Source organism: Arthrobacter sp. Soil761, assembly GCF_001428325.1.
In the GTDB taxonomy this organism is placed as follows: Bacteria; Actinomycetota; Actinomycetes; order Actinomycetales; family Micrococcaceae; genus Arthrobacter.
In genome coordinates this window covers 48,441-64,286 of sequence record NZ_LMSF01000006.1, presented here as the reverse complement: position 1 = coordinate 64,286, position 15,846 = coordinate 48,441, and the positions used below count along the sequence as shown (strand labels likewise).

Here is a 15,846-nt window from a genome sequence, read left to right as displayed (position 1 = left end):
AAGGTCCGCACCGGCGAGCCGGTGCGGACCTTGTTGGTGCGCCCAAAGGGATTCGAACCCCTGACCTTCTGTTCCGTAGACAGACGCTCTATCCAGCTGAGCTATGGGCGCATTCCGTGTCCCGGGAGAAGAACCGCTCTCCCCGAACCTCGAATTACTTTACGCGAGCAGGGCCCGTAGTGCCAAATCGAACCGACTGTAATCTCCGCAACTAGACCGGTATAGGTGACCTTTGTCACTTAATCGGCGTTTTTGCGGGAATAATTCCTTGATTTTCCGCGGAATTCACTTTTGGTGACCGGAGATATCAGTCAAGCTCCCCAAAAACTCCACTGGTCCGGACCATAGCATTTAGCTCACACCGATGAACCCGAGGAAGGGAACTGCAATGGGCGATCTGGCGCAGAAGCCGCTGCTTGAGAAAGCACCCACCACACATGCCGGCCTGCTGGCATGGGTCGAAGAGGTTGCTGAGCTTACGCAGCCGGACCGCATTTACTGGGTTGACGGGTCCGAAGAGGAAAACACCCGCCTTACCGACGAGCTTGTTGCTGCCGGCACCCTGACCAGGCTCAACCAGGACCTCTTCCCGAACTCCTTCGCTGCGTTCTCCGATCCCGCTGACGTCGCCCGCGTCGAGGAACAGACCTTCATCTGCTCGGAAAACCGGCGTGACGCCGGCTTCACCAATAACTGGATGGAACCGCGGGAGATGAAGGAGAAGCTGCGCGGGCTGTTCGCCGGTTCCATGCGCGGCCGCACCATGTACGTCATCCCGTTCGTCATGGGCCACCTCGACGCAGAGGACCCCAAGTTCGGCGTGGAAATCACCGACAGCGCCTACGTTGTCGCTTCCATGCGCATCATGGCGAACATCGGCACCGAGGTCCTGGACAGGATCACGGCCACCAACGCCTTCTTCGTTCCGGCCCTGCACTCCCTCGGCGCACCGCTGGCCCCCGGCCAGGACGACGTGCCGTGGCCCTGCAACCCGGACAAATGGATTGTCCACTTCCCCGAAGAGCGCTCCATCTGGTCCTTTGGCTCCGGCTACGGCGGCAACGCCCTCCTTGGGAAGAAGTGCTACGCCCTGCGCATCGCCTCGGTCATGGCGCGTGACGAGGGCTGGCTGGCCGAGCACATGCTCATCCTCAAGCTCACCTCGCCGGAGAAGAAGTCGTACTACATGTCCGCGGCCTTTCCCTCGGCCTGCGGCAAGACCAACCTTGCCCTGCTCGACCCCACCATTGAAGGCTGGGAAGTCGAAACCCTTGGCGACGACATCACCTGGATGCGGATCGGCAAGGAAGGCGAGCTGCGCGCCACCAACCCGGAGGCCGGCCTCTTCGGCGTAGCCCCCGGCACCGGCTGGGGCACCAACCCGAACGCCATGCGCGCCATTGCCAAGGGCCACAGCATCTTCACCAACGTGGCATTGACCGACGACGGCGGCGTCTGGTGGGAGGGTATGACGGACGAGGTTCCGGCGCACCTGACCGACTGGCAGGGCAACTCCTGGACCCCAGATTCGGGCCGTCCCGCCGCCCACCCGAACTCCCGGTTCTGCACCCCCATCTCGCAGGTGGACATGCTTGCCGAGGAATACTACAGCCCGGAAGGCGTGGAGCTCTCGGCCATCCTGTTCGGCGGCCGCCGCAAGACCACCGTTCCCCTGGTCACCGAGGCACGCAGCTGGACCAACGGCATCTTCATGGGGTCCACCCTTTCCTCCGAAACCACGGCCGCAGCCGCCGGACAGGTCGGCGTGCTCCGCCGCGACCCGATGGCCATGCTGCCCTTCATCGGTTACGACGCCGGCGACTACCTGAAGCACTGGATCAGCGTCTCCGGGAAGGCCAACCCCGAACGCCTGCCGCACATCTTCCTGGTGAACTGGTTCCGCCGCACCGCCGACGGTGGATTTGCCTGGCCCGGCTTCGGCGACAACGCCCGCGTCCTGAAGTGGGCCATCGAGCGGATCGAAGGGAAGGCGGACGCCGTCGAAACACCCATCGGCTTCGTGCCCGCCGGCCATTCACTTGACCTCACCGGCCTTGACCTGACCCACGCCCACGTGGAGGACGCTGTCCGCGTGGACCGCGGGGAATGGGACGCCGAGCTGGCCTCCATCGAGGAGTGGTACGCCAAGTTCGGGGATTCACTCCCGGATGCCCTGCGTGCCGAGCTCGCTTCCCTCAAGGAACGCATGGCCAAGCACTAGTCACTGCTGAAGCCACGACGGCGGCCCCGCACCTTTTTCGAAAAGGTGCGGGGCCGCCGTCGTTGGATGGCTGTTTCAGCTGGCGAGCCAGATGTCCGGGCCGAAGACCTCGTAGTGGATCTTGGTGGCCGGGATGCCGGCGTTGATGGCCTCGTTGCGGATGTTCTTCATGAACGGCAGGGGGCCGCAGAGGTAGAGGGAGGCGTCCGCCGGAAGGTCCACTTCGCGCAGGGACATGAACCCTTCCCGGGCGCCCTCCACCGGCTTCTCCAGCCACAGCTGGAGTTCCGCGCCGTCCAGGCGCTCGACGTCGTCCGTCATCTGGCTGCGCAGGGCCCAGCTGTCCAGGGTGCTTTCGGCATGCAGCACCAGGACCTGCCGGTCGGAGCCTGATTCGGCGAGGGAGCGGAGGATGGAGGCGGTGGGCGTGCAGCCGATGCCGGCGGAGGCGAGGACCACGGGGCCGTCGCCCTCCTTGAGCGTGATCTCGCCGTAGGGGTTGGAGATCTCGACGACGTCGCCCACCTGGACGGTATGGTGCAGGACGGGGGAGACCTCGCCGCCGTCGTCCAGCTTGGTGGTGAAGATGCGGCTGGTGCCTGCATCGCCGGAGAGGGAGTACTGGCGGACCTGGCGCAGCCCGTCCGGGAGGGCCACCTTGACGCTGATGTACTGGCCGGGCAGGGCGGGGGTGACGGGGGTGTCGTCGGCCGGCTCCAGGGTGAAGGTCATGGACCCGGTTCCTGCCGGTGCCTTGGCTGCCACCCGCCAGGGCGTCCACATTTTGTCGTTGGCCTGCGCGGCGTAGAGGCCCTTTTCGAGCTTGATCAGGGCGTCCGCCATCAGCCAGTACACCTCGGTCCAGGCTTCGGCGATTTCAGGAGTGATCACCTCGGCCAGGTCCTCGGCGATGGCGGCGAACAGGTGCTCGTAGACCACCTGGTACTGCGGCTCCGTGATGCCCAGGGAGGCGTGCCGGTGCGCGATGCGCGAAAGGACAGTTTCCGGCAGGGTGCCCGGGTTGTTCACCAGATGGGTGGCGAAGGCGGCGATGCTCCCGGCGAGGGCCTGCTGCTGGTTGCCGGAGCGCTGGTTGGAGCGGCTGAACAGGCCATCCATCAGTTCGGGGTGCGCCGCGAACAGGCGGGCGTAGAAGTTGGGGGTGATGGATCCGATCCGGGAACCGACCAGCGGCAGGGTGGCCTCAATGACGGGGCGGGACTTGTCCGAGAGCATCTGAACTCCTGAGGTAGTGGCCGGGGCCTTCGTCCGGCCGGAGGAAAACTCATATTTGAAATACGAGTATCTCTGCCTCAGTTCTACACCTTGTAGAAGTTTGAAATCAAACCGGGAGCCTGCGCTCGGATAGTCGGTTCAAAGCCCCGGGCGGAGGCCGATCATCTGGAAGACCGGAGCCATTTGCCGGGCCTGGGGGAGTTCCGCGATCACCACGGAGTCCAGCTCCGCATAGAAGGCTTCGCGGGCGCGGGCCAGTGCGCCGCGCAGTTTGCACTCGTTAATGAGCGGGCAGTTGCCGCCCGGCGCAACACAATCGGCAGGATCGGTGCGGGTATCAAGCTGCCGCAGGATCTGGCCCACGGAGGCGATTCGGCCCGCATGGCTGAGCCGGGAACCGCCGGACCGGCCCCGGACAACCTCAATCAGGCCCATGCTCCGCAGTTTGGCCATGGCCTTGCTGACATGGTTGTAGGGTGTGCCCACCGCGTCCGCGATGCTCTGGGTGGTGAGCAGCGTGCCGTCCGGAACGGCTGCGAGCACCATGAGTGCTCGCAGGCTGACGTCAGCGAAGGCATTGATCTTCATGGCTGCGGGTCCGGTCTAGTCCACCCAGATCGCAGGCTCGCTGGCGTCCGCGCCCAGTTCGCCGAACTCCCAGGACTGTGTGGTTGCGTTGGCGGAGTATGGCAGCACGGCCGCAAACAGGGATCCGTCGCGGTGTTCGGCGGCCACATGGATGGCGTCCGAATCCTCCTCCACCAGCAGGATGTCGCAGACCACCGCGGCGGCGCGGAAATCGTCCCGGTTCTGGCGGAGGAGGGCCTGAAGGTCGTGGATCATGGCATCCGCGTCGAAATCCCCGTCCGCGCCGTCGGCGGCATCAGCAGGCGAGACGGCCACCAGCCGCACCTCGCCGTCGTTCTGGACTGTCAGCGCGAAAGGCGCGAAACCGCCGTTGCGCTGGAGCTGCTCCTGGGCCGCGCTGACGCCCGTGCCCAGGAGGTTCTCCAGGTCAGTTGCCGTGGCCTCGGAGACGGAATCGCGCCAGCTTTCCTGCCCGCCGGTTCCGCCCGCTGCCTGCCCCGTGTGGTCAGCCATCCGCTGCTAGGCCCGCACCAGGGACAGGACGCGGTCGCGGATGCGTTCCATGGTGGCCCGGTCCGTTGCCTCGGCATTGAGCCGCAGGAACGGTTCGGTGTTGGAAGGGCGGAGGTTGAACCAGTAGCTGCCGTCATTGGCCGTGAACGTGCTCCCATCCATGTTGTCCACGGTGAGGTCCTCGTCCGCGAAGGCCTGGCGCACCCGCTCCACCGCTGCGGGCTTGTCCTCCACCTCGGAGTTGATCTCGCCGGAGCTGACATACGGCTCGTATTCGCGGGCCAGCTCGGAGAGCGGGCCCTCCTGCTCGCCCAGGGCTGCCAGGACGTGCATGGCGGCCAGCATGCCGGTGTCAGCGTTCCAGAAGTCGCGGAAGTAGAAGTGGGCGGAGTGCTCGCCGCCGAATACTGCGCCTTCCTTTGCCATGACTGCCTTGATGAAAGAGTGGCCCACGCGCGTGCGGACGGCGCGGCCGCCGTCGTGCTCCACCAGTTCGGCGACGGCGCGGGAGGTCAGCAGGTTGTGGATGATGGCGGGCTTTTCCTCGCCCTGGGCCTTGGCGCGGGCGATCTCGCGGCGGGCCACCATGCCGGTGATGGCCGACGGCGAGACGGGCTCGCCCTTCTCGTCGATGACAAAGCAGCGGTCGGCGTCGCCGTCGAAGGCCAGGCCGATGTCCGCGCCGTGTTCGATGACAGCTGCCTGCAGGTCGCGGAGGTTTTCCGGCTCCAGGGGGTTGGCCGGGTGGTTGGGGAAGGAACCGTCCAGTTCGAAATACAGGGGAACGATGTCGAAAGGCAGCTTGGGCAGCAGCGCGTCACCCAGGACGGCCGGGGTGGTCAGGCCGGCCATGCCGTTGCCTGCATCCACCACCACCTTCAGAGGGCGGGACGCGGAAAGGTTAACGAGCTTGCGGAGGTACTCGGAGTAGTCCTTGAGCACGTCGCGGACACTGATGAGGCCGCGCGTGCCGCCTGCGGGGATGGACCCGGAGTTGAGGTACTGCTCCGCGAGGGCCTGGATCTCCTTGAGGCCGGTTTCGGAGGAGATGGGGACGGCGCCCGCCTTGGCCATCTTGATGCCGTTGTATTCGGCGGGGTTGTGGCTGGCGGTGAAGGTGGCCCCGGCGCGGTTGAGGAACCCGCAGGCAAAGTACAGCTCATCGGTGGAGATCAGGTCCAGGAGCTCCACATTGGCGCCGCGGGCTGCCGCTCCGTTGGCGAAGGCCTTGGTGAACTCGGGGGAGGAGGGGCGCATGTCCCCGCCCACCACGATGGTCTGGCCTTCGAGCTGCAGGACATCCACGAACGCGGCCCCCACGGCTTCGACGATTTCGGCGGTGATCGACTCGCCTACAATCCCACGGACGTCGTAGGCCTTGAAGGATGCCGAAAGGTCAAATGTCGTTGTCTGTTCGCTAGTCACGGGCTTTATCTTACGTGGGCAGCGCTTCCGGCCAATGTGGATTGGGGAGCTCTTTCGTAACAGGTCCGCTTTGCGGCTGGCTTTCCACATAGCAGCCCGCGGCTGTGCAGGGTGTCGGAGGGTGCTGGGATACTGAACCAATGGCCGATAACCAGTACACGTCCACAGTTTCCGCTACCGCCGTTGCAGACATGGCAGCTCCCGGCGCACCGGGCACCGCCACCCATGCCGAAGCGCTTGAGGTCCTGCGGGGCCTGGTGGGGCACCCGGACGCGGTCTTCCATGACGGGCAGTTTGAGGCCATTGAGGCACTGGTCGACGGCGGGCGGCGGGCTTTGGTGGTGCAGCGCACCGGCTGGGGCAAGTCGGCTGTGTACTTCGTGGCCTCCCTGCTGCTGCGGCGCCGGGGCGCCGGGCCCACGCTGATCGTCTCGCCGCTGCTTGCCCTGATGCGGGACCAGGTGGCCGCCGCCGCCCGGGCCGGGGTGCGTGCCGTTGCCATCAACTCCGCCAACCAGCTGGAGTGGGACGCCGTGCGTGGCCAATTGGCCGCCGATGAGGTGGACGTCCTCCTCGTCTCGCCGGAGCGGCTGACCAATCCCGCGTTCCGCGAAACCCAGCTGCCCGAACTGCTCCGCCGGACCGGCCTGCTGGTCATCGATGAAGCCCACTGTATTTCCGACTGGGGGCACGACTTCCGCCCCGACTACCGCCGGATCGCGGACCTCATCACGCGGCTGCCGGATTCCGTCCCGGTCCTGGCCACCACCGCCACGGCCAACTCACGCGTGGTGCACGATATCGAAGAGCAGCTCGGTGAGGGAGTCCTGACCATCCGCGGCTCCCTGGGCCGTGACTCGCTGCGGCTTGGTGTCCTGTCGCTCCGTGACTCCAAGGAACGGCTGGGCTGGCTGCTGACCCACCTGGCCGATCTTCCGGGCAGCGGGATTATTTACACCCTTACCGTTTCCGCGGCCGAGGACACCGCCCGCCTGTTGTCAGAAGCGGGGCACAACGTGCTCGCCTACACCGGACGGACCGATCCCGCAGACCGTGAACGGGCCGAACAGTTGCTCAAGGACAACCAGGTCAAGGCGCTGGTGGCCACGTCCGCCCTGGGGATGGGCTTCGACAAGCCCGATCTTGGCTTCGTCGTCCACCTCGGTGCGCCGTCCTCGCCCGTCGCCTACTACCAGCAGGTGGGGCGTGCCGGACGTGGTGCCGCCAACGCGGACGTCCTGCTGCTCCCGGGCGCGGAGGACCGTGAGATCTGGCAGTACTTCGCCACCGCGTCCATGCCGTCCGAGGAGAAGGCCGGAGCCGTTCTGACTGCCTTGGCTGAAGCCGGAACCGCCCTGTCAACCGTGGCGCTGGAGGCCAGGGTGGACCTTCGCCGCACGCCGCTTGAGCTGTTGCTGAAGGTGTTGTCGGTGGACGGGGCGGTGGAACGGGTCGGCGGGGGATGGCGGTCCACCGGCCAGCCCTGGGTTTATGACGCGGAACGCTACGGCCGCATTGCCGAGGCACGGGTGGACGAGCAGGACTCCATGGTGATCTACCAGGACACCGCAGGATGCAGGATGGAGTACATCACCTCGGTCCTGGATGACGAGACGGCCCGTCCCTGCGGGCGGTGCGACAACTGCGCCGGCCGGTGGTTCCCGGCAGACGTGGCAGCCGATGCCACGGCGGCGGCCGGCCAGACCCTGAGCAGGGCCGGCGGCGTCCTTGAACCGCGCCTTCAGTGGCCCAGCGGGATGGACCGGCTGGGAGTACCGGTGAAAGGAAAGCTCAAGCCGGCAGAGGGCCTTTCGGAGGGACGTGTCCTGGCCCGGCTGACCGACCTGGGGTGGGGCGGTGCCTTGCGGGAGCTGTTTGCCGCCGGCGCGGAGGACCGGCCGGTGGATCCCGGCATGCTCCAGGCCTGCGTGCAGGTCCTGCGCGAGTGGGGAACCGGCGATGCCCGGAGCCCGGGCTGGAGCGGCGCGGGCAGGCCGGCCGCCATCGTGGGTATGCCGTCCCGCAGCAAACCGCAGCTGGTGGGCTCGCTGGCCAGGGGGATTTCCGAGATCGGGCGCATTCCCTACCTTGGTGATCTGCAGCCGGCGCACGGCGGTCCCACCGGCGGACGCGGCGGAAACAGCGCTTACCGGCTGGCGGGCGTGTGGGACAGGCTGGTGGTGGGCCCGGAGCTCGAAGCCGCCCTGCAGTCCGTCCAGGGCCAGACGGTCATGCTGATTGATGACCTCGCCGACAGCCGGTGGACCCTTACCGTCGCGGGGCGCGCCCTTCGGCAGGCCGGGGCGGGAGCGGTGCTTCCCCTGGTTTTGGCCCAGGCCGGCTGACGGCTGCCCCCGCATGGCGGGGGAGCAGGATGCTGTCCGCGGTGCTGGCCAGCATCAGGACGGCCATTGCCACAAAAGCGCCGCGGAAGGGCCCGGCGGGGTCCTGCGGTCCGAGGGCCAGCCCGTCAAAGGTCCGGATAAGCAGGGCTGCCACCGCGATACCCGAGCCGGTGGCCAGCTGTACCAGGGTGGCCGACACCGTGTTGGCGGAGGTCAGCTGTGCCGGCGGGATGTCGGCGTACTGCACGGAGGCATAAGCCGAGAAACCGATGGAGCGGAAGGCCCCGCTGCACACCAGCAGCACAAACATCAACGCCTCAGGGGTCTGCGGTGTCAGCAGGGCACAGAGGGCGAAGGTGACGGCGGAGGCCACCGAGGCGAACACCAGCATTGCCTTGAAACCGAACTTCCGGATCAGCGGGGTGGTGGCCGGTTTGATCCCGATATTCCCAATGAACACGGCCGCCACCAGCGCCCCGGCATGCAGGGGAGACCAGCCGAACCCGGTCTGGAACATCAGGGGCAGCAGGAACGGCACTGAACTGATGGTGACCCGGTATATGAACCCGCCGGTGGCCATGGCCCGGAAGGTCCGGGTGCGGAAGACCTGCAGGTTGAACAGCGGATGGGGAGTCCTGCGCATCCAGAACACGGCCCCGGCCAGGGCGGCAACCCCGGTGGCGGCACTGATCCCGGCCCAGGGCAGTTCAGGATGGCTGCTGGCCAGTTCAAGACCGGCCACGAGTGCGCCCACCCCCACCGTGGTCAGTGCCATTCCAGGCCAGTCCAGCCGCCGGTGCGGATCTCCCGGAGCCGGGGGGACCAGGCGCAGGGCGGCGGCAAACGCGGCGGCACCAAGGGGAATGTTCACCAGGAAGATCCAGTGCCAGGAAAGATACGTGGTGAGCGCGCCGCCTACCAGCGGCGCGAGGACGGGTGCCAGGAGCCCGGGCCACACCAGGAAGGCGGTGGCACGCAGTAATTCGGATTTCGGCGTTCCGCGCAGCACCACCAGGGTTCCCACCGGCACCATCATGGCCCCGCCAACGCCCTGGGCGATGCGGCTTAGCGTCAGCGTGGCAAGGTCCTGGCTAAGGGCGCAGGCCAGGGAAGCGAGCGTGAAGATGGCGATGGCCGCGCAGAAGATCCGCCTAGCGCCGAACCGCTCCGCCAGCCAGCCGCTGATGGGGATGCCGACGGCTACCGTCAGCAGGTACGCGGTCATGGTGATGTTGACGTCGGCGGCGGGGATGGCGAAGTCCGACGAAATGCTGGGAATGGCCGTGGTCAGGACCGTGCCGTCCAGGAATTCCATGAAGAACGTTGCCGCCACCAGAAGCGCCAGGCGTGGATTCCATGCCGCCCGGCCCACATCCGGTTGGTTTGAGTTGCTGCGTGCCGCCATGCGCTAATCCTGCCACTGCGGCAAAGCCTGCGCGCCCAGCGTCCGGCTACCGGACAGCGTTTTCCGCGGACCGGGCCCACGCCCGGCGTTTTCCGCGGACCGCGCCCACGCCCGGCGTATCAGAAGCTTGTTCGCGTTTCCGAACCTTCAAGGCGCTGATTCGCGAACGGGCTTAGGACTGGCCAAGGGCACCCTGAAACGCAAAAGGCCCCGGTCCAGGACCGGGGCCAAACGCGGAGACGGGGGGATTTGAACCCCCGGTCGAGTTTAACCCCGACCCTTCATTAGCAGTGAAGTCCATTCGGCCGCTCTGGCACGTCTCCAATTGCTATTCCTAGCCCACCAAGGATACGCAGATCCGGCCATGCAGTGCAAAACGGTCCCCGCCACGGCCGCGGGCCGCGGCCCCGGCGCCCTATGGCAATCGTTGCCCGGGGCGGACGATGCGGATTTCCGGGAGGCCGGAACCGGCCCTCCGGACAGCCAGCCAGGGGCCCACGCCGGTCAGCCTGCCAGCGCCTTCCACAGGAAGTGCTGGCTGCGGGCCTGCAGCGCGGCAGCCTGCCGGTTGTCCGAGGCGCCAGCATGGCCACCCTCCAGGGCTTCGTGGAACCAGACGTTGGGGATGCCCATGGCCAGCATCCGGGCTGCCATCTTCCGCGCCTGCACGGGGCCAACCCGGTCATCGGAGGTTGCCGTCCAGATAAAGGTCTCCGGGTACTCCACCGCGTCCTTGAGCAGGTGGTAGGGCGAGAAGGTCCTGATGTACTCCCACTGTTCGGGAACGTCCGGGTCACCGTACTCGGCGATCCACGAATGCCCGGCGGAGAGCTTGGTGTAGCGGCGCATGTCCAGCAGGGGCACCCCGCAGGAGACGGCCCTGAACAGTTCGGGGTACCTGGTGAGCATGTTGCCCACCAGGAGGCCGCCGTTGGAGCCGCCCACGCAGCCCAGGCGGCGGGGCGAGGTGACGCCGCGGGAGATGAGGTCCCGTGCCACGGCCGCGAAGTCCTCGTAGGCCCGGTGCCGGTTTTCCTTCAGTGCCGCCCGGTGCCAGGCGGGCCCGTACTCCCCGCCGCCCCGGATATTCGCCACCACGTACACTCCGCCGCGGGAGTGGGGCGCCTTCCCGCCGTCGCCGCCGGACAGCGTGGTCCGCCGCTCCAGCCATGCCCGGCCCACCGTGCCGCTGTAGGCCGGCGTCCGCGAAACCTCAAACCCGCCGTAGCCGGACAGCTGGGTGGGGTTCTGCCCGTCCAAAGCCAGCCCCCGCGGAGCAATCTGGAAATACGGAACCCGGGTGCCGTCGTCGGACACTGCGAAGTGCTGCTCCACTTCATAGTCAGTGTCGGCAAAGAACGACGGCGAGGCCTTGATTGCCGCATGCCGGCCCCCCACGCCGGACGTCCCGGCGCTGTGGTGCTCCAGGGTGCCGCGCATGAGCGTGGTGGGGGTGGTGAAACCGGTGGCGACGAGCCAGAAGTCGTCGCCGGCGCCGCCGTCGGCTGGTACTTCGTCCTCGTCGTCCACGGCGTAGGCATTCACGTCATGCAGCGGTGGGCAGGCGTCAAGGAGGGTGGCCGCCCAGCCGCAGTCCGTGGTGCCGGCGGGCCTGGATGGATCCAGGACCCGGATTTCCGAGGAAACGTCCCTGAGCAGGTTCAGCAGCAGGAAGCTGCGGGTCCAGCTCCAGGACTGCAGCGATGTGTGGTCATCGGGGGTGAACAGCACGGTGAGCTGCCGGCTCCCGGCGAGGTAGTCCTCGAAGTTTGCGGCGAGCAGGGCGCCGGAGGGGTAGGTGGTTCCGTCGAGGACCCAGTCCTGTTGCGGGCGGAAGAGCAGCCATTCCCGGTGCGCGCTGACGTTGACGTCGGTGGGCACATCGATCGGCGTCCAGTCACCGTCCCGGAGCACAAAGTTGGTCCGGTTGAAGAAGTCGATGTAGTCAACAGCGAAGGTGCGCTCAAATCCGGGTGTGGAATCGTGCGCCGCGACGGCCATCATGTGGTCCTCCGGCACGTCGAAAAGGCGCGGGGCAGCGGCCAGGGAACCGCCGCGTTTGAGGGTCACCGCTGTGCGGGCGTAGGACGACGCGGTCTTGGGCAGGCCTTCCGCGGTGGAGGAAACCAGGAGTGTGTCGGCATCCAGCCACGACACGTTGCCCTTCGCCGTCGGCAGGTCGAACCCGCCCCGGGCGGGGTCAACGAAGCCGCGCGCCTCGACGTCGAACTCGCGGTAGCGGTTCGCGTCGCCGCCGTGGGGGGACAGGGCCAGCAGCGCCAGCCGGTAGGGGGCTCCGGCCGCGGGGCGCAGGAACGTGGCGCCGTGGAACACCCACTCTTCGCCTTCGGTCCGGGACAGCTCGTCCACGTCCAGCAGGACGTCCCAATCGGGGGAATCGGTGAGGTAGCTCTCCCAGGTGGTCCGCCGCCACAGGCCCTTGGGGTTCTGGCTGTCCTTCCAGAAGTTGTAGTACCACTCGCCCCGCTTGCCCACCATGGCAATCCGGTCCGTGGAGTCCAGGACCTCCAGGATGCTGGTCTCCAGTTCGGCGTACCCGGCGTCCTCCAGCAGGTCCTCGGTCCGGGAGTTCTGCTCCCTGGCCCAGGCCAGCTGTTCCTCGCCGTAGATGTCCTCCAGCCACACATTCTCGTCGACGGGCACGGGCGCAGTTCCCTGGGATGCGGTGCCGGAGGTGTCCTGGCCGGGGCCGGGAGCGGAGGCTTGATCAGCTGCTGTGGTGGTCATGCGCCCCATCCAAACAACATCCCCCGAGGCTGGCAAGTCAAGCGTCCGGCACATCCTCCGCTTCCAGCCCGTACGCTGGATGCCGTGGAATTATCGCAGAGCAACCGGGCCGTCATCATCGGCGGCGGCCCCCGTGGCACCAGCGTGCTCGAGCGGCTGCTCGCCCACGCCGCCGCGGCCGGAGGCCCTGCACAGCTGCACATCGACGTGGTTGACCCCTACCCGGCGGGCCCGGGGCACGTGTGGCAGCCCGGCCAGTCACGGCTGTTCCTCATGAATACGCAATCCTTCCACCCCACGCTGGTTCCCCAGGAACCGTCGCTGCCGGCGCCCGTGGCCGGCACCACGTTCGACCAGTGGCGTGCCCGGCAGCAGCGGCATCCGTTGCCGGCCCTCACCGGTGAGGAGCGGGCGGAACTGGCGGTGCTGGGGTCCAATGACTTCCCCAGCCGCGCCCTGTACGGCCGCTACCTGAAGTGCATGCTGGAGGAGCTGCTGGCCAAAGCTCCCGACGGCGTCACGGTCGAATTCCACGAAACGTCGGCTGTGTCCGTGCGTCCGGTGGGGGACGGAATGTTCGACGTCGGCCTGGCCACCGGGGCTGCCCTCCGCGCCAACGCAGTGGTGCTCGCCCTGGGGCACATCCCGTCGCGGCTGAATCCGGAACAGCGCGGCCTGCACGCCGCGGCCGAGCAGCTGGGCCTGCAGTACTTTCCCCCTGCCGTGCCCGCAGACGTGGACTGGACACGGATTCCCGCGGGGAAACCCGTGCTGGTCCGCGGGATGGGCCTGAACTTCTTCGACACGATGGGGCAACTCACCGAAGGCCGCGGCGGAAAGTTCGTCTCCACGGGAAGCCGCCTGGAGTACGAACCGTCCGGCCAGGAACCCCTGATCATCGCGGCGTCCCGGCGCGGAACCCCCTACCGTGCAAAAGCAGCCCTCAACGGCTATTACGCCACCTCCATCACGCTCCGCTACCTCACCGAAGCCGCCCTGGAGCGGCTGGCCAAGGCCGGAATCCGGCCCTCGTTCGACCACGACCTGTGGCCCCTGCTGCACCGCGATGCCCTCTGGGCGTACTACGCAACCCTGGTGCGCTCGCAGCCAGGGGCTGTCCCCGATGCGGCGGCTTTCCTGGCAGCGCTGGAGGAAGCCCTGCAGCCGCACGCCCACAGCGCCGCCAACTGGGAAGACGCCGTGGAAAGCGTCCTGGCCGTCCACGTTGGTCCGCGGCACCGGCTGGACCTACCGGGCCTCGCGGCCCCCTTGGCGGGGCGCTCCTTCGCGTCCCGGCGTGAGCACGATGCCGCCGTGGTGGAGTTCCTGCTGGACGATGCACGCCGGTCCGCGCTCGGCGAGGACGACCCCGTCAAGATGGCCATCGGCGCCCTGCACCACGGGCGGGCCCTCCTCAAAACGGCGGTGGCCGACGGCGGCATCACCGATGAATCATGGGTCGCCGGGCTGCGCGGCTGGTTTGAATCCTTCGTGGAAGGCCTTGCCAGCGGGCCGCCGGCGCTGCGCGCCGAACAGCTCGCCGCACTGGCCAGGGCAGGGGTGGTCAGCTTCGTTGGACCCGACCCCAAGTTCGGCGTGGACCGGCAGTCCGCGATGTTCACGGCTTCCTCGCCGTGGGTTGCCGGTCCGCCGGTCCTGGCACGGACCATGGTGGAGGCCCTTGCGCCGGGCAACAGGGTGTCGGCCAATGATTCGCCGGTCCTGGAGCAGATGCTGTCCGATGGGCTGGTGCGTCCACGGCTCATGATGACGGCAGAAGGTGCCCCCGTCGAGTCCACGGGCCTGGACGTGGAGCCCCACCCGTACCGCCCACTTGCCTCCAACGGGTCCGTGACGGAAAACCTGTACGTGCTGGGCCTCCAGTTGTCCTCCACCCAGTGGGGCACGGCCATCGCGGCCGAAGCCCTCCAGCCGGGCAGCCCCGCCTACCGCAGCGGCCAGCGCACCCTCAGGGATGCAGATGAGATCGCGGCAGCCATCCTGCGACGCTGACCCGAACGCCCTGTCACGCTTGACCGGTAAGGCAGCAGCGCCCAAAACACAAAACCCCTGGCGGCCGGTGCCGGCTGCCAGGGGTTTCCAGTGCGGAAGGTAAGAGATTCGAACTCTTGGTACGGGGTTACCGCACACTGGTTTTCAAGACCAGCTCCTTCGGCCGCTCGGACAACCTTCCTCAGCTAGTAGTGTTTCATAGGCACTTGCCTGCAACAAAACAGGAGCGGGAAGGTGCCCGGTGCACACTTGTTGCAGCCAGGATTTGAGTCAGGAACGGGAGAGGTCCATGAAAGCCGTCTACATATCGGAACCGGGCGGCCCGGAAGTGCTGGAAGTCCGGGACGTGGATGCGCCGGTGCCTGGCCAGGGCGAAGTGCTCATTGACGTGGTGGCTGCGGGCCTGAACCGGGCCGATGTCCAGCAGCGCCGGGGTTTCTACCCGCCGCCTCCCGGTGCCTCCGGGATCCCCGGGCTGGAAGTTTCGGGCCGGATCGCAGGCTTTGGCCCCGGCGTCAGCAAGCCATTTTCTTTGGGGGACAAGGTGGTGGCCCTGCTGGCCGGCGGCGGCTATGCCCAGCAGGTGGCGGTTCCGGCCGAGCAGGTATTGCGGGTGCCGGACGGGGTGGACCTGGTCACAGCGGCCTCGCTGCCGGAAGTGGCCGCAACGGTCTATTCGAACCTGATCATGACGGCGCAGCTGCAGCCGGGGGAGACCGTCCTCATCCACGGCGCCACCGGCGGGATCGGCACCATGGCCATCCAGCTTGCCAAGGCCTTTGGCGCCAAGGTGGCCACGACTGCCGGCACTGACGAGAAGGTGGGCACCGCCAAGGCGTTCCTTGGTGCTGACATCGCCATCAACTACGCCGAGGAGGACTTCCCGGAGAGCCTGCGGCGGCAGAACGATGGCTACGGGGCGGACGTCATCCTGGACGTGGTGGGGGCCAAGTACCTCAAGCAGAACGTGGAGGCCCTGGCCGACTACGGGCGCCTGGTGGTGATCGGCCTGCAAGGCGGCACCAAGGGGGAGCTGGACCTGGGCCTGTTGCTGAAGAAGCGGGCAGCCGTGGTGGCCACCGCCCTGCGGCCCCGGCCGGTAGCGGAAAAGGGTGCCATCATGACTGCGGTGCGGGACGCCGTGTGGCCGCTGGTGGCTGACGGCCGGATCCGTCCGCTGGTCGCCAAGACCTTCCCGCTGGACCAGGTTGCGGCAGCCCACCGCTATTTCGACAGCGGCGACCACGTGGGCAAGGTCCTCCTGGTCATGTAGGAACCCCCGGTTGCATACCCGGTATTGCGCCGGGGCGTCAGTCGGGGTTAGGCTGCCTATACGCGGTATGCACGGGTCT

The 15,846-nt window shown here is 67.3% G+C and carries 10 protein-coding genes and 3 tRNA genes; 4 read left to right on the top strand and 9 right to left on the bottom strand.

All coding sequences use genetic code 11. The features are described 5' to 3' along the window. Window positions 1-34 precede the first annotated feature (34 nt). Window positions 35-111, bottom strand: a tRNA-Arg gene (locus tag ASG79_RS06000). A 277-nt stretch (window positions 112-388) separates the two neighbouring features. Between ASG79_RS06000 and ASG79_RS05995 the strand changes: the two genes are divergently transcribed. Next, a complete protein-coding gene (locus ASG79_RS05995; RefSeq protein ID WP_018771225.1) occupies window positions 389-2,221 on the top strand; it encodes a phosphoenolpyruvate carboxykinase (GTP) in 1,833 nt (610 codons plus the stop codon). Between the two features lie 75 nt (window positions 2,222-2,296). Here the strand turns inward: ASG79_RS05995 and ASG79_RS05990 are convergent, their stop codons facing one another. From ASG79_RS05990 to ASG79_RS05975, 4 genes are all read right to left on the bottom strand, one after another. After that, window positions 2,297-3,457 carry a globin domain-containing protein gene (locus ASG79_RS05990; protein ID WP_018771224.1) on the bottom strand — a complete coding sequence of 387 codons (1,161 nt, stop codon included), beginning with the start codon at window positions 3,455-3,457 and terminating at the stop codon, window positions 2,297-2,299. Between the two features lie 138 nt (window positions 3,458-3,595). Beyond that, complete coding sequence (locus ASG79_RS05985; RefSeq protein ID WP_018771223.1) at window positions 3,596-4,045, bottom strand: RrF2 family transcriptional regulator; 450 nt, start codon at window positions 4,043-4,045, stop codon at window positions 3,596-3,598. A gap of 15 nt (window positions 4,046-4,060) precedes the next feature. Beyond that, on the bottom strand, window positions 4,061-4,558 hold the full coding sequence (locus ASG79_RS05980; protein WP_056389279.1) for a hypothetical protein: 498 nt from the start codon (window positions 4,556-4,558) through the stop codon (window positions 4,061-4,063). Window positions 4,559-4,564: 6 nt separating this feature from the next. Continuing rightward, window positions 4,565-5,983: a phosphomannomutase/phosphoglucomutase gene (locus ASG79_RS05975; RefSeq protein WP_056389277.1), complete on the bottom strand. Its 1,419-nt coding sequence runs from the start codon at window positions 5,981-5,983 to the stop codon at window positions 4,565-4,567. Window positions 5,984-6,123: 140 nt separating this feature from the next. Between ASG79_RS05975 and ASG79_RS05970 the strand changes: the two genes are divergently transcribed. Then, on the top strand, window positions 6,124-8,328 hold the full coding sequence (locus ASG79_RS05970) for a RecQ family ATP-dependent DNA helicase (RefSeq protein ID WP_056389273.1): 2,205 nt from the start codon (window positions 6,124-6,126) through the stop codon (window positions 8,326-8,328). On the opposite strand, the gene ASG79_RS05965 is transcribed toward ASG79_RS05970, so the two are convergent. From ASG79_RS05965 to ASG79_RS05955, 3 genes are all read right to left on the bottom strand, one after another. Continuing rightward, window positions 8,252-9,733, bottom strand: coding sequence for an MFS transporter (locus ASG79_RS05965; RefSeq protein WP_056389270.1), 1,482 nt, complete (start codon window positions 9,731-9,733; stop codon window positions 8,252-8,254). The genes ASG79_RS05970 and ASG79_RS05965 overlap by 77 nt on opposite strands. 234 nt (window positions 9,734-9,967) lie before the next feature. Beyond that, a tRNA-Ser gene (locus ASG79_RS05960) sits at window positions 9,968-10,056 on the bottom strand. Window positions 10,057-10,237: 181 nt separating this feature from the next. After that, window positions 10,238-12,481, bottom strand: a complete 2,244-nt coding sequence (locus ASG79_RS05955; RefSeq protein ID WP_056389267.1) for a prolyl oligopeptidase family serine peptidase — start codon at window positions 12,479-12,481, stop codon at window positions 10,238-10,240. A gap of 84 nt (window positions 12,482-12,565) precedes the next feature. On the opposite strand from ASG79_RS05955, the gene ASG79_RS05950 reads away from it, so the two are divergent. Continuing rightward, on the top strand, window positions 12,566-14,494 hold the full coding sequence (locus ASG79_RS05950) for an FAD/NAD(P)-binding protein (protein WP_056389264.1): 1,929 nt from the start codon (window positions 12,566-12,568) through the stop codon (window positions 14,492-14,494). A gap of 93 nt (window positions 14,495-14,587) precedes the next feature. Here the strand turns inward: ASG79_RS05950 and ASG79_RS05945 are convergent. After that, window positions 14,588-14,675: transfer RNA gene (locus ASG79_RS05945), tRNA-Ser, on the bottom strand. Between the two features lie 108 nt (window positions 14,676-14,783). On the opposite strand from ASG79_RS05945, the gene ASG79_RS05940 reads away from it, so the two are divergent. After that, window positions 14,784-15,767: an NAD(P)H-quinone oxidoreductase gene (locus ASG79_RS05940; RefSeq protein WP_056389261.1), complete on the top strand. Its 984-nt coding sequence runs from the start codon at window positions 14,784-14,786 to the stop codon at window positions 15,765-15,767. Window positions 15,768-15,846 lie beyond the last annotated feature (79 nt).

Excerpts from the sequence above, each read along its gene's own strand:
- ASG79_RS05940 (WP_056389261.1), top strand. The coding sequence starts at position 14,784 with ATGAAAGCCGTCTACATATCGGAACCGGGCGGCCCGGAAGTGCTGGAA.
- ASG79_RS05995 (WP_018771225.1), top strand. The coding sequence starts at position 389 with ATGGGCGATCTGGCGCAGAAGCCGCTGCTTGAGAAAGCACCCACCACA.
- ASG79_RS05985 (WP_018771223.1), bottom strand. The coding sequence starts at position 4,045 with ATGAAGATCAATGCCTTCGCTGACGTCAGCCTGCGAGCACTCATGGTG.
- ASG79_RS05980 (WP_056389279.1), bottom strand. The coding sequence starts at position 4,558 with ATGGCTGACCACACGGGGCAGGCAGCGGGCGGAACCGGCGGGCAGGAA.
- ASG79_RS05970 (WP_056389273.1), top strand. The coding sequence starts at position 6,124 with ATGGCCGATAACCAGTACACGTCCACAGTTTCCGCTACCGCCGTTGCA.
- ASG79_RS05955 (WP_056389267.1), bottom strand. The coding sequence starts at position 12,481 with ATGACCACCACAGCAGCTGATCAAGCCTCCGCTCCCGGCCCCGGCCAG.
- ASG79_RS05990 (WP_018771224.1), bottom strand. The coding sequence starts at position 3,457 with ATGCTCTCGGACAAGTCCCGCCCCGTCATTGAGGCCACCCTGCCGCTG.
- ASG79_RS05965 (WP_056389270.1), bottom strand. The coding sequence starts at position 9,733 with ATGGCGGCACGCAGCAACTCAAACCAACCGGATGTGGGCCGGGCGGCA.